The sequence below is a fragment of the Anabaena sp. CCY 0017 genome (assembly GCF_963920885.1).
Taxonomy (GTDB): Bacteria; Cyanobacteriota; Cyanobacteriia; order Cyanobacteriales; family Nostocaceae; genus Nodularia.
Genome location: NZ_CAWUDG010000005.1, coordinates 207,858 through 221,359, shown reverse-complemented (window position 1 = coordinate 221,359; position 13,502 = coordinate 207,858). Strand labels below are relative to the sequence as shown.

At 36.1% G+C, this 13,502-nt stretch carries 11 protein-coding genes; 9 read left to right on the top strand and 2 right to left on the bottom strand.

The window, feature by feature from the left end; translation table 11 throughout:
- Positions 1–425 precede the first annotated feature (425 nt).
- Positions 426–584 (top strand): glutathione S-transferase C-terminal domain-containing protein, encoded by a 159-nt coding sequence (locus tag ACM0OW_RS08845; RefSeq protein WP_414549759.1) that lies wholly within the window; start codon positions 426–428, stop codon positions 582–584.
- A 117-nt stretch (positions 585–701) separates the two neighbouring features.
- Here the strand turns inward: ACM0OW_RS08845 and ilvN are convergent, their stop codons facing one another.
- Positions 702–1,220 carry an acetolactate synthase small subunit gene (ilvN, locus tag ACM0OW_RS08840; protein WP_089093802.1) on the bottom strand — a complete coding sequence of 173 codons (519 nt, stop codon included), beginning with the start codon at positions 1,218–1,220 and terminating at the stop codon, positions 702–704.
- Positions 1,221–1,513: 293 nt separating this feature from the next.
- Here ilvN and ACM0OW_RS08835 point away from each other — a divergent pair, with 293 nt between their 5' ends.
- Positions 1,514–1,882, top strand: coding sequence for a phospholipid-binding protein (locus tag ACM0OW_RS08835; RefSeq protein WP_414549671.1), 369 nt, complete (start codon positions 1,514–1,516; stop codon positions 1,880–1,882).
- 130 nt (positions 1,883–2,012) lie between these two features.
- On the opposite strand, the gene ACM0OW_RS08830 is transcribed toward ACM0OW_RS08835, so the two are convergent.
- Positions 2,013–2,969 carry an alpha/beta fold hydrolase gene (locus ACM0OW_RS08830; protein WP_414549670.1) on the bottom strand — a complete coding sequence of 319 codons (957 nt, stop codon included), beginning with the start codon at positions 2,967–2,969 and terminating at the stop codon, positions 2,013–2,015.
- An 834-nt stretch (positions 2,970–3,803) separates the two neighbouring features.
- Here ACM0OW_RS08830 and ACM0OW_RS08825 point away from each other — a divergent pair.
- From ACM0OW_RS08825 to ACM0OW_RS08795, 7 genes are all read left to right on the top strand, one after another.
- Positions 3,804–6,023 carry a GumC family protein gene (locus ACM0OW_RS08825; protein ID WP_414549669.1) on the top strand — a complete coding sequence of 740 codons (2,220 nt, stop codon included), beginning with the start codon at positions 3,804–3,806 and terminating at the stop codon, positions 6,021–6,023.
- Between the two features lie 685 nt (positions 6,024–6,708).
- Positions 6,709–7,482 (top strand): WecB/TagA/CpsF family glycosyltransferase, encoded by a 774-nt coding sequence (locus ACM0OW_RS08820; RefSeq protein WP_414549758.1) that lies wholly within the window; start codon positions 6,709–6,711, stop codon positions 7,480–7,482.
- 296 nt (positions 7,483–7,778) lie between these two features.
- Positions 7,779–9,572, top strand: coding sequence for an ABC transporter ATP-binding protein (locus ACM0OW_RS08815; protein ID WP_414549667.1), 1,794 nt, complete (start codon positions 7,779–7,781; stop codon positions 9,570–9,572).
- A 348-nt stretch (positions 9,573–9,920) separates the two neighbouring features.
- Entirely contained in the window at positions 9,921–10,856 is a 936-nt protein-coding gene (locus ACM0OW_RS08810; protein ID WP_414549666.1) for a glycosyltransferase family 2 protein, read from the top strand.
- Positions 10,857–10,919: 63 nt separating this feature from the next.
- Positions 10,920–11,843 carry a glycosyltransferase family 2 protein gene (locus ACM0OW_RS08805; protein ID WP_414549665.1) on the top strand — a complete coding sequence of 308 codons (924 nt, stop codon included), beginning with the start codon at positions 10,920–10,922 and terminating at the stop codon, positions 11,841–11,843.
- 28 nt (positions 11,844–11,871) lie between these two features.
- On the top strand, positions 11,872–12,339 hold the full coding sequence (locus tag ACM0OW_RS08800; protein ID WP_414549664.1) for a glycosyltransferase: 468 nt from the start codon (positions 11,872–11,874) through the stop codon (positions 12,337–12,339).
- A 218-nt stretch (positions 12,340–12,557) separates the two neighbouring features.
- On the top strand, positions 12,558–13,481 hold the full coding sequence (locus ACM0OW_RS08795; RefSeq protein ID WP_414549663.1) for a glycosyltransferase family 2 protein: 924 nt from the start codon (positions 12,558–12,560) through the stop codon (positions 13,479–13,481).
- Positions 13,482–13,502: the final 21 nt, after the last annotated feature.

Here is a 13,502-nt window from a genome sequence, read left to right as displayed (position 1 = left end):
TGATTGCACCTACTTAGTGAGTTGATCAAATGAGTATCTTGTTGTTGCATCAACCTAAAAATCAATGCTCTGTACTTTTGAGTTAAATGGTTTTCGTGAATATTACTTGTTAGCAATATTGTCTTCAACTATCAATTATGTAACAGGTTTTTAGTCTTTATGTCATGCCAAACTGGCATGAATTTACAAGAATAATATATTTTTAGTTTTCTACAAAATATTGTATAGTCTAGAATATATTTCTAGACATTTTCATTCAAAATGCTAAATAAATATCCAATATATTGAGCAAATTCATTATAGAATAATGTTCAAATAGCAGAACTTGATTCTTATGAGATACAATTGAGCAACTAATTTTTATTGTCCACTTTTGAAAAGTAAGCAGAGTAGGAGAACTAAGGGAATAAATTCTTCCTTGATAGATAAATCCAGCCACAACTTTAGATGCAACGGCCTTTGGGTATATCGGTAACTTTATTAAACCTCCCTTTGGACACCCAATAGTTGATTTTATTTTACAAAAGCAGAATCTTTGCCAGCATTATCAGCGTATGAGTGAGAAATTTTTCAGCGACCTCTAAAACGGTGAACAGTTATCAGTGAACAGTTATCAGTAATCAAGGCTGACAGAGGGGGTGTTAAACCCACTTACACTTATGTCTTTTAACTAGTAACTGGTAACTGATAACTGATAATTGTTAAACTTTGGCTTCTAAAGACTTCAGCAACTCAGTATTTACACCCGACTCACGAGTCAGGGCAATTTTGCCAGTGCGGGCGATTTCCCTCAGACCAAATTTTTGTAACACTTGGACAATTGCCACCATCTTCCCAGGATCTCCCACAACTTCGAGAGTGACAGAATCTTCTGCCACATCTACCACTCGCGCCCTGAAAATTTGAGCTAATTCGACTACTTCTGAGCGATTGCTGCTAGTAGCATTCACTTTCAAAAGCATCAATTCTCGCTCTACACAAGGAATTTCAGTGATATCTTGGACTTTGAGGACGTTGACCAGTTTGTACAGTTGCTTGGTGAGTTGCTCAATCACGCGATCGTCTCCGGGTACAATCATCGTAATGCGGGAAACTCCTCCTTGCTCTGCTGGACCAACTGCGAGGCTTTCTATATTAAAGCCACGACGTGCAAATAAACTAGAGATACGGGAAAGAACACCCGCCTCATCTTCTACCAAAACTGAAAGGGTATGTTTCATCTTCGCCAACACAGGCTCAGGCAAGCATTTTAACTAAGTATGATAAATAATAAATAGCTAATGTTTGCCCTACACGTACTGCTACACTAAATTGCTAAATTATCAGTCTAAGGTTCTATTCTAAACTCAATCCCGGCATTCATCACACTTTCTCAACAGAAGTTTTGACACATCATACTCAAAGCAGAAACCGGAGTAACACATATCTTGTCGTGGGTAGATGTGGATAATTTGTCAAGGTTTTATACTGGGGATGTCATGGGTATTTAACTATAAATCGGAGAACATCTGTTATGGCTTGGTTAAAAAGACTTTTTGGATTAGAAAAACCGCAAAATGCCCAAGTAAATCCTACGCCCCAGCAAGTACCGCCCAGTTCTACTACTAGTGCAGCTCCTGCTACTACCAAATCAATTCCGCCAGAACGTTTAGGATTGAATGGAGAATATGACCAAAGTGGTTTAGCCAAGCGGGTGGCATTGGCGTTTGATGAAGATTCGCAATTGGGTGATATTGATACTCTCTGGGTGGCTCAGACAAGCAGCACTGTGGTGTTAAAAGGTAAGGTTCCCAGCCAGCAAATCCTCAACAAGATGGTTTCTGTGGCTCGTTCAGTCCAAGGTACTACAGGTGTGAACACTGATGAAGTCACTGTTGGATAATTCGTAATTCGTAGTTCGTAATTCGTAATGCTCCCTTTGGGAGAGCTACGTTCTAAGCGCAGCTATGCCGCAGGCTTTACATATTTCGTAATGCTCCCTTTGGGAGAGTTACGTGAACGTAATTACGGTTTTATTGATGGGGAATGAGTGGCTTGTCGGGGCTGTGCTGCGCTGGTGGCTGGGTGTTGTTATGTCTGTTGATCCAATCGAGAATCACCTGATTAACTTTTTCTGGGCATTCATCATGGGGACAATGGCCGACATCTTCTAAGTTGAGTAGTTCTAGCTTCTGGTTGTATTGAGTAAATCTCTGTGCAAGTACAGGTGGCACAAATTTGTCCTTTTGTCCCCAAATCAACAGCATTGGCACTGTTAAGGTTGGTAATATGGCTTTAACACTAGGACTAAAGTTAACAGCGATCGCAGCTCTGAACAAGGCACTAAAAGCACGCGCTGAACCTCTGTCTTGGGGAGGACCTGCTAAAATGTCCACCAGTTCATCGGTTATGGCTTCAGGATTAGCGTAAGCAAGACTAGCCCAGCGACGCACAAATCCCGGTCGGCGCACGATGTTAAATATCGGTTTGAGTATCAACGGGGAAGCAACCATCTTTTTAATTCCCATCACCACAGGCCGCAGGAAAGGCGGAATAGCTTCTTGTTCTAAAGATGGATCGGGTAAACTCATCATCACTATCCCCTTCACCATTTCTGGATGAGCGGCGGCGGCGGCTAAAGAAATCAGTGAACCATTGGAGTTACCGATTAATATGACTGGTTGACGGATAAATGCTTTCCAAAATTCGTAGACCTGCTCTACCCACAGTTCTATGCTGTAATTGGCTGGGGCTTTTTGGGAAGCCCCAAAACCCAGCATATCGAGGGCGTAAACGGTATGGTGTTCGCCTAAAACTGTTAAATTATGTCGCCAATGACCAATGGAAGCACCAAAACCGTGTAGCAGGATTAAGGGTGTTGTGGATTTATGTTGGCTAGGTCGGATGTAGGTGTAACGCGTTTGCCAGCCTCGCCAAACCCAATCTCTTTGATTACCAACTCTCTGCTGCCAATGTACCGTAGTGGTCACGTTTGCCTCCGATTTATCTGTGTTTAATTAAATACTAACTAATATTTGGATTTAGGGCTTTATCCCTGATAATTCTGCTTTACAAGATACTGCCATTAGGTAGTTTTATACGACTAAAATATTGAACATAATCAAATTCCTATATTATTCAAATAATTGGTGTTTCATAAGGATAGACATAATAACTGTGATCTGTGTATTCTGAATACAATCGCCAAGAGAAATTGATGCAATATGACAGCATAAATATTCTTCTAATTCACTATTAAATAGTTCTTTACTTACAATATCTTTGCAAAATTACGAAGGTGAGTTGTGAGTTGATGTATTAACTCTCTTTTCTTTGAGGTGTCGCAAAAACAATAAGTCCTAAAAATTAATTCCAGGTTTTCTTCAAAATTTTTTAACGTATTCCCGCATTATAAAGGGTTTGAGAGTCCAAGCTACCTTGTAAGCTAAACGCCTATTTATAGGTTATGTTGCCAGTTTTGCCAAAATTTTTGTAGGCTCTTATTTTGGCAAAGGTATTAACTGCGGGCAAGAACTTAAACAATTCAAAATTTAAAAGAAAATACAGTTGCGCCTACGGATACTGTAAGGAATCCAAATAGAGATTTAGACAAGTATTGTAGCAAAATACTGGAGAGTAGGGGGATTAATCCCTTTGATTGCGTGTACCTTATACTTCAACCTCAATTGAAACTTAAGTCAAATTGTGGTTGATGGTTTCAGTTATTTTTATGCGTACAAACACACAGAGTATTGAGATTGAGTATGATTTTATAATCACAATTATTGAATTGGAATTACATTAGAAAATATACAAGATTTCAAATGAGTAAAAAAAGTTATTCTCAGCACAATTTATCTGAAATAAATGGACAGCAGCATCAATCTATGCCTCTCATCTATACAGTTCAGCCGGAAGAAGGTAATGAAGGCGGATTGAATTTAGGCGAATTATGGGCAGTTATTCGTCGCAGAATATTTGTAATTATAATTGGAACAACTACTTTTACTTTTGTCGGTATAGCATTGGCTCTGAATAGTACTCCAACTTATGTCGCTAAATTTGAACTTTTAATTGAGCCGATAACCGCTGAAGATAAAGTAGCCCGATCCGGCATAGACAAAATAGATGATGCTAACAAAAGTGATGAAACCAAGTTAAAGATTTTACAAAGTCCTAAGCTGATGTTTCCCATCACTCAACAAGTTCAGATGTATTATCCAGATAGCAGCACACCTAAACTAAATATCAAACTCCTACCAAATACTCAAATTTTAGAAGTTAGTTACCAAGATCCCAACCCTGATAAAGTTTTGTTTGTATTAAATACAGCATCTGAATCTTACTTAAAATATAGTTTAAATGAACGCCAAACAGACACTAATTTAGCACTTAAATTTGTTGAAAAGCAACTGCCACAACTGCTAAATAGAGTTGAAACCCTCCAGTCACAACTACAAGCTTTTCGTCAGAAATATGGACTTATTAATGCTGAGATTCAAAGCGAGCAGCTTGCTAATCAACTTGACCAAATTGTGCAAAAACGGCTAGATAACGAAATAGAATTTGCTAGAACTCAAACACTTTACACTAGTCTGCAAAAACAGTTGAAGCTGGAAGTTGATGAAGCAGAGGCTATTTCAGCTTTGAGTGAGTCTCCTGATTACCAGAAACTATTGAGTCAACTCCAAGATGTAGAAGCTACAATCGCCGTACAATCAGCTCAATATACGGAAAATAGCCCAAATATTCAAAAATTGCTGATTCAAAAACAAAATTTACTGGATTTGGTAAGCAAACAAAAATTGCAGATTTCGGGAATGACATTATCAAACACAACTATCAATTCCTTATATTCATCTGCTCCAAATTCGGCTCGCCTGCTAGAAATTCAAAATTTTATTGAAGTAGATAAGCAAATTAAGGTATTAGAAACCCAAATCCAAGCTCTTGGTCAAGCTGAAAGTTTTTTGCGACAGCAGGTTAAACAATTTCCATCTCTTATCCGTCAAAAAGATGATTTAGAACGGCAATTAAAAATTACTGTTGATAATCTAAATCATTTTTTAACCAAACGCGAACAATTACGAATAGATTCAGCTCAAAATCAGATCCCTTGGCAGATACTTACTCCTCCTAGTAAACCTGAAAATCTTGCACCGAGTATTAGTCGTTATTTAATTTTAGGGTCAGTTTTGGGGTTATTATTAAGCATGGGGTTTGCTTTGCTTATAGATAAGCTCAACAACGTTTTTTATAGCTCTGAGGAAATTAAATATAAAATTAAACTACCAATATTAGGGAATATTCCTCATATTAGGTTTGGAAAGAATGGTAAGCCTTCTCAAAAACATGATATTTCAAACTTTTGGGAATCTTTCCGCTCTGTTTATGCAAATATTTGCCTTCTCAATAGTGATAATGCTATCCGCTCTTTAGCAGTCATTTCAGCTGCTCCTGGAGATGGCAAATCGATAATTGCTTTTTACTTAGCTCAGGCAGCAGCAGTAATGGGTAAACGTGTGCTATTAGTAGATGGAAACCTACGTAATCCTATTATACATAAAATGTTAGATTTACCCAACAAAGAAGGATTAAGCAACCTCATTGCTGAAGGGCTAAACTTTGAGAATGTTATACAAAGACCCAATAGCTGCATCAGAGAACAAAATGATAGTTCACGGAAAACAACTTCAAAAGATACTAAAGAATTATCATTAGAGCATAACTTGTTTATCTTAACTACTGGTCAAATTACCGCAAATCCCACAATTTTGCTTTCAGATCCTCAGATGCAAAGCTTGACAGAACAATTTAAGCAAACTTTTGATTTAATTATATATGACACATCACATCTATTAGGTTTTGCAGATACTAGTCTCCTAACTAGGCACACAGATGCAAGTATTTTGGCTATAGGAGTAGGAAAAACAAAGTGTTCTGTTTTAGCCAAAGCATTAGAGCAATTAAATTTCTCTTCTACTCCTATTTTGGGTGCGGTCACTGTCGATATATCAGGACAAAATCTTAGGTTGAAATTTTAGATTTTCAGTCCTGTTAAATAACAGATAGATTGTCTCTCTTCTGAGAACAGGTCGAACATATCTGTTGTGAACTCTTTGTTTTAATAATTGATTCGTTCAAAAATATTAAGTTGCATATCTCTTACTGATGATATTTACATTATGGTAGAGTTTTAAACAAATTGCACTCATCAGAATTTACACAGCAAAACAGCTAAATATTGTTGAGGTAGCTAAGTAGATGGGTGAGAAAATTTACAACTATGTCATTGCGTTTGCGGAGCGTGGCGTTAGGCATAAGTAACGAATTGGAGTAAAGCATAAGACCGAAGCGGTCACGCTCCACGAACACAAGGGTTTCAGCGTTTTTGCTTTTTGTTACATAGTTAGGTTTATTTGTGCTTACCTACTTAATCTGTAATTTACCTCAATAGATCAATACCATTAATTAAAAAAGTTTGTATTTTTTGAGTAACTTCAAACAGAGAATAATCCATCAAGGTAAACATAAGGATTAAAGACATTGATCAAGAATATTGTCAAACGATCCGCAGGATTTTTTACTAGCTTTGAATTTCCCAACGCCAGATTAAAACTTTTCCCAACACAACAATATAAAAAAGAGATGCTAACTGGAAAAAAACAAATTCCCATTCAATACTTAAATCCATCTCCGGAATTTGAAGCTTCAATCATACCTGCAAAAATGGATATAATTGGCTCTCCTGTTACTGCTTTACCCTTTGAGGTACAAATAAATATCATATTAGAATGGGCGATGAGTAAAGTCAGCAAAGTTATTTGCGTATCTAATACTCATATGCTCGTAGAAGCTTATTGGCATCCAGAGTTTTTCTCTGTTTTAAAGAGCGCAGATATTGTTACTCCTGACGGGATGCCGCTGGTTTGGATGTTGAAACTAATGGGTGCAGGTACTCAAAACCGCGTTGCTGGTTTGGATATTCTTTTATCTTTGTGTAAATTAGCTCCACTAAGAGACATTCATCTTTTCTTCTTGGGTTCTGATGTCGTAATTCTAGAGAAGATGAGAAAGAACTTAGAACGTGTCTTTCCAAACGTGAAAATTGCAGGAATGGAGCCGTTACCATTCCGTCCACTCACATACACAGAGGATGAAGCTATTATCAAAAAAATTCATGATAGTGGGGCTGGAATAGTTTTACTTGCTCTAGGATGTCCAAAACAAGAGTACTGGATGAACCAACATAAAGATAAAATTCAGGCTGTGATGATTGGTTTGGGGGGAGCATTTCCTGTCTTTGCAGAAAGTCACAAAAGAGCGCCCTATTGGATACGTCATTTAGGGGGTGAGTGGTTATATCGTCTGATTCAGGAACCATGGAGACTATTTAGTCGATACAGTACAACTATTCCAGTTTTTATGTGGCTAGCTTTAATGCAAATCCTAAATTTAGCTCTACCTAAGCAATATCTTCGCCAAAAAAAGAGGCGTTTCTGAATCAAAGTATCAGCACGTAGGGCAAACGCATCTAAAGTAGCTTTGATCAGAAGCAAAGTTAAGAATCAACGGAAGAATCAGTATTTATCATTTGATTTACTTTAAAAAACTCAAAGTAATCGCCTAAATATGTGTCAATAGTCAGCTATTAATGCGACCTTTTTTGAGTTTATTGAGAATGAAATTATTTTATCTTTATGATGCGCCTTGCCTCTAGATGCTATTGGTAGCGATGATAACTTTGATAGTTATTAACCTTCCGTTTATTTAAAAACACAAAAGAAATATAAAAACCAATGACTCAATTTCTAACCAAACTTTTATATATTACCAGAGGAAATCACAAGTCGCTGATAGCGATGCTTTTTCTATTCATCCTTATTTCTGGCTTAGAAGTGTTTGGAACAGGAATGATTAGTCCGTTCATTGCAATCGCTATCAGCCCAGATGCGATCAAAAATATTGACTGGTTAAATTTTATTTACAAACAGTTGAATTTCAATTCTGAACGGCAATTTTTGATTTTTCTAGGCTTGGTGGTTGTTATTGCTTTTTGTCTGAAATCATTTTTAGCTTTCAATGCTCAAAAAACAGTCTTCAAATTTAGCTATGGCTTAAAAAGAAAACTATCTTGTAAACTCCTAAAATTATATATAAAAGCTCCTTACAGCTATCATCTGCGGATTAATTCAGCAACGCTTATTCAAAATCTCATTGAGACAACTGATGCAGTTTCTATTGGTATAGTATCTACATTTTTGACATTGATATCTAATACTGTAATTGTCTTAGCATTAATGCTTCTTTTGATCAAAACCAATGCGATCGCCTTGATTCTCATTACCTTCCTATTACTGATTTCCTTTGGGTTATTGCATCCAATGAAAGAGCGTTTAGCTCGTTGGAATAAGGAAGGATTTCATGCTTATGGTGAGATGATTCGCATTACAAATCATGGATTAGGAGGCTTGAAAGAAACTCGTGTAATTGGTTGTGAACCCTATTTTGAATATCAGATGGAGGAGCAGTCAGGAATTTACGCCAAAAGTACCACTTTAACTTCAGCCTATGGTAATCTTCCCCGCTTTGTGCTTGAGCCGTTAATGATGAGCTTCTTGATTGGCTTTACATTTTTATTTATAAACTTAAATCAAGGTGAGACACAAAGCCTGACTGGGGTTTTAGGAATTTTTGCACTCGCCTTAGTTCGTCTGCTGCCGGCAATCGGGAGTTTAATTACTGGCATTAATGTGATTAGAGGTAACAGTTATTCTCTTGATAGATTATTCTTTGATCTTAAGGAGTTGGAAAAAGAAAAGTTGATAACCGATTTTGATGCTGCTAGTCATTCTCATAGCTTATTGCCAAGCCCAAATCAACAAACGTTTCAATTTTTGGATGAAATTATTTTAGATAAACTCACCTTTCAATATCCCAACACTACAAGAAATATACTAGAAGAAATTTCCCTATCTATTCGCAAGGGAGATTCTATTGGACTAATTGGTAAATCTGGTGCTGGTAAAACCACTTTGGTTGATATTATTCTGGGTCTTTTTATCCCTCAATTTGGAGATATCAAGGTGGACGGAGTTTCAGTTTATAGCAACTTACGCGCCTGGCAGAATATGCTTGGTTATGTTCCCCAGTCTATATTTTTGATTGATGACACCCTTGAGCGGAATATTGCATTTGGAGTTCCTGATCATTTAATTGACCAAAATAAATTAAAAAAAGCAATTCAAATGGCTCAACTCAGCGAAGTAGTAGAACAGCTTCCAGACGGAGTAAAAACTATTGTTGGTGAACGGGGAGTTCTTTTATCAGGAGGACAACGCCAAAGAGTTGGAATTGCGCGGGTACTTTATCACGAAAGAGAAATACTAGTTTTTGATGAAGCAACTGCCGCTCTAGATACTGAAACAGAACATCTAATTACTGAAGCAACAAAAGCTTTAGCTGGTAATAAGACAATCATTATTATTGCTCATCGCCTTTCGACAATTGAGCATTGCGATTGTATTTACCAACTTGAGCAGGGTCGAATTCTCAAATCAGGTAGTTACCTGGAAGTGATTGTAGGAAGATGAGGGATGTCAATCACTTCGTATAATCAAAAAGTTAGAAGTTAGAGATTTACACACGCAAAATCTTTATATCTAATGAGTAGGTGCAAGCACTTCGTGATTGCAAACAGCACATTTAGTTGTTGAGGAGCCTGGTTGTCGGAGCCTAAGAATAGGCTGGTAATCCGTCTTTATTATTGGATTGATAAACAATTTATTTTATCTAATTTTCTTCTCCCTGATTAGATTGGATTACTTAAATATTCTATTTCTACGTACACCGTAATATCCTAATAACTATTTTCGGGGACATAAAAAATATTTGTCCTCTTTCACTAAATTTTACTTGTATTCTTACCAACAGAAAAGCCAATGAAATCATCGATATCTGTATGTATCGCAACATATCAAAGACCCAAGTTTCTCAAAGAAGCTTTGTATTCAGTATTTGAACAAACTCTCCAACCATTCGAGATCGTTATAGGTGATGACTCTCATGATGACTTGACTGAAAACCTAGTTTTAGATATTAAGAGGGAATCCAAAATTCCGATTTCCTATACTAGGCATTTTCCTTCATTAGGTCAGGCAGGAAATGTTAACTTTCTATATGAAATAGCAAAAGGCGATAAAATAGTTCTTCTTCATGATGATGACTTACTACTACCGAATTCTCTAAAAGATTTAAATAATTGCTGGGATCTTCATCCAAATTTAGTCGCAGCTTATGGCAAGCAATATTTTATTTCAGAGGAGGGTACTATTGACCTGAATCTTAGCTCTAAGCTTAATCAATTCTACTTTCGTACTAGCGACAGATCTGGATTACAAAAATCCTCCGTAGAGGCTGCCTTACTTCACCAGTTCCCCAACGATTGCTATATGATTCTTGCATCTGCTGCTAAAGCGATAAAATATCGTTCTTATGAAGAAATAGGAAATGCAGGAGATTTTGATTTTGGTTTACGCCTGGGATTTGAATACTCGAATTTCTTTTTCTTGGACAAATATACTGCTAAGTATAGATTTTCCAATGTTGCAGTATCTAAAAATACTGATTCAACTCCACAATCTTTCTCGATAATTCTCAAGACTGATTTTCCAAAAGAACTATCTTGGGCTAAAGAGTATGAGTTGAAAAGAGAAGCTTCAACCGCAATTATTCAGTTGATTAATGTGGGTAAGAAGAGGCAAGCTTTAGATATTTATTTCAGCCAATATTATCCCTTATCTAAAAAATTTAGCTTAGGAGGAATTCGGAGGTTAATGAAAGCATTTTTACCGCAATCAATAGAAAAATTTATTTAGCCACTTACTGATTATGCAAAAGTCTAGAACCAACATTTGGCAGATTATTAGCGAATTTATAATATGAAGTTTCAACCCTATGTAAGTATCATTATCAATAACTACAACTACGATCGCTTTCTCTCAGAAGCAATCAATAGCGCCATTAACCAAACCTATCCTCATACTGAAGTTATTGTTGTTGATGATGGTTCAACAGACAATTCCCGTGATATTATTTCTGGGTATGGCGATCGAATCATCCCAATTTTTAAAGAAAATAGCGGTCAAGGTTCGGCTTTTAATGCAGGTTTTGCAGCTAGCAGAGGGGAAATTTTCTGCCTTTTAGATGCGGATGATGTCTGGTTATCCCAGAAAGTTGAATATGTCGTAGAAGCATTTAGTCAATTTAGAAACGCTTCTGTGGTTTATCATAAGGTTCAGAATGTTGGCAAAACAGGCACACCAATTGGTAGACCATGGCCACATCAGCTGGTTCGAGGAAATATTGCCAAAAAACTGGCTAAGACGGGAGGATGGTGGCCCTTTTCTCCTTCAACAGGGCTTAGTTTCTCCAGAAACTTTTTATTGCAAGTTATGAATATTCCTGAAAATGAATATCGAATTTGTGCAGACACCTATCTTGCTGATCTTGCCCCATTTTTTGGAGATGTAGTTGGCATTAAGCAGGTGTTATCGTTATTTCGGATTCATGGTTATAATAATTGGAGCCATCCTATTGATGCACAAAGGCGATCTGTCAAATATCACGAACTTCGAGTAAATGTATTAAACAGTGTTTTGAAACATTTAGGATTTGGTGTAGAAGTTAGTCTTTCCGAGAATTTGGCGTATCGAACCACTAAGTATAAATTAGGGGAAGAAGATGATCTGATAGGGTTAATCCTCTTAACCGTTTGTAATCCATATGATTGGAGGCTTCATTCTCGTATAAAAGCCGCGGTTAAGCTATGGCTTGAAGGAAATTTCAAAAAATCCCGAAATTAAATGAATAAATAATAGTGGAAATTGATATATGAGACTAGCCTACGTTACTCCTTGTGATGCAAAAAATCTAAATACCCACTTGAATTGGTCAGGAACAAATTCTTATATTATTGCAGAGGCACTAAAGGGACAATCTATTCATATAGAAGTAGGTAAAAAGTTGAATATTCCAGGTTTGAATACAGAATTAACAATTGTTGGCTGCCAATCTATTATAAAAGGATATCTACCTAATTTTATTAAGCCTCTGGGTTTTATTCAAAAGTCCACTCCAGAAGGTAAAAAGAAAATTTATCAGCTAATAGCTAATTCACACTTCTTGATTCTACCTTCCCTTGCTAATTGCACACCTATTGTTTTTTGTGAGGCCAATTCATTAGGTGTACCTTGTATTTCTAGCAAAGTTGCTGGAATCCCAACAATGATTAAAAATAATTTAAATGGTAAATTATTTGATAAAAATAGCGATACTACTAAATATTGCAAATATATTTAAAGTATAAAAACTTAGCTATTTCTGCTTTCCATGAGTATGAGTCACATCTCAATTGGAAAGTGGCGGAACCGAAAATAAAAGAGTTACTTACGACAATTGTCTGAGTCAACAAGTATTCAAAATTAGGTTTTTTTAAAAAGCTCTCTTTGGATATTTATATTCACTCCAGGAAATCTAGATAATTCATTCAAAAATTCAAACAATAATAGGAGCTTTTCATGAATAATATTGACAGAAAAACAGATATTGACTTTAAAGTATCAGTTTGTATTTGTACCAGAAATCGCCCTAAAGAACTGAACAACGCTTTACAGTCTGTTGGACGTTCTACCTATCCTGCATTTGAAGTTATTGTGTCCGATGATAGTACAAATGATGAGACTAAAAGGCTCATTTCCTCCCATTTTCCAGAAGTAAAATATTTAGATGGTCTACGAAAAGGTTTAGGTGCAAACAGAAATAATGTATTGAAAGCGGTGTCAGGTTCACACGTACTCTTTATCGACGATGACGTAGTTTTAAATGAGAATTTCTTAGAAATTGTGTGTAATAAATTAGCAAAACTTGCTGAACAAGAAAATCTGGAAAAACTTATTATCAGTGGAATTGAAAATAACAATGGTAAACTTGTTTTCCCCGGAGAACAAAGTTTTGTAGGATGGCAGAATGTTCGTTATAAAAAAGGTGATATAATCAAAACAGTTGTAATTAACAGCACATTATTTCCAATTTGTTTGTTTGAAAATACCTTATTTGATGATAAATTAGTCTACGGAAATGATGAAGTTGATTTAACTACAAGAGCAATTAAAAAAGGATTTAAAATCATACTCTTTCCAGAAGCGATTAATTTTCACTTTCCATCAGAAATTAATCGTGACTACTACCTACCTTATAAAGACGCTACCCGCATTTATGTTACATTTAAGCGATATTTTGCAACTGAAAATAATAAAGTAAAAGCCCTGATTTACCTTCCTTATGTACTTGTATATACAGTAGCCTTTAATTTAAGATACAGAGGGATAAAAGGACTTATTTTCACTCTTAGATATACTTACCCTAAATGCTTTATGCTTATAATAGGGCAATTCTTAAGTATTAATAGTAATTTCAAATTAAAATTAATTAGAAGAACTTAACATTTTTAAATAATAAAAATA

Bases quoted from the DNA above. Each gene is read 5' to 3' on its own strand.
- ACM0OW_RS08835 (WP_414549671.1), top strand. From the start codon at position 1,514: ATGGCTTGGTTAAAAAGACTTTTTGGATTAGAAAAACCGCAAAATGCC.
- ACM0OW_RS08820 (WP_414549758.1), top strand. From the start codon at position 6,709: ATGGATATAATTGGCTCTCCTGTTACTGCTTTACCCTTTGAGGTACAA.
- ACM0OW_RS08810 (WP_414549666.1), top strand. From the start codon at position 9,921: ATGAAATCATCGATATCTGTATGTATCGCAACATATCAAAGACCCAAG.
- ACM0OW_RS08825 (WP_414549669.1), top strand. From the start codon at position 3,804: ATGAGTAAAAAAAGTTATTCTCAGCACAATTTATCTGAAATAAATGGA.
- ACM0OW_RS08815 (WP_414549667.1), top strand. From the start codon at position 7,779: ATGACTCAATTTCTAACCAAACTTTTATATATTACCAGAGGAAATCAC.
- ACM0OW_RS08800 (WP_414549664.1), top strand. From the start codon at position 11,872: ATGAGACTAGCCTACGTTACTCCTTGTGATGCAAAAAATCTAAATACC.
- ilvN (WP_089093802.1), bottom strand. From the start codon at position 1,220: ATGAAACATACCCTTTCAGTTTTGGTAGAAGATGAGGCGGGTGTTCTT.
- ACM0OW_RS08795 (WP_414549663.1), top strand. From the start codon at position 12,558: ATGAATAATATTGACAGAAAAACAGATATTGACTTTAAAGTATCAGTT.
- ACM0OW_RS08805 (WP_414549665.1), top strand. From the start codon at position 10,920: ATGAAGTTTCAACCCTATGTAAGTATCATTATCAATAACTACAACTAC.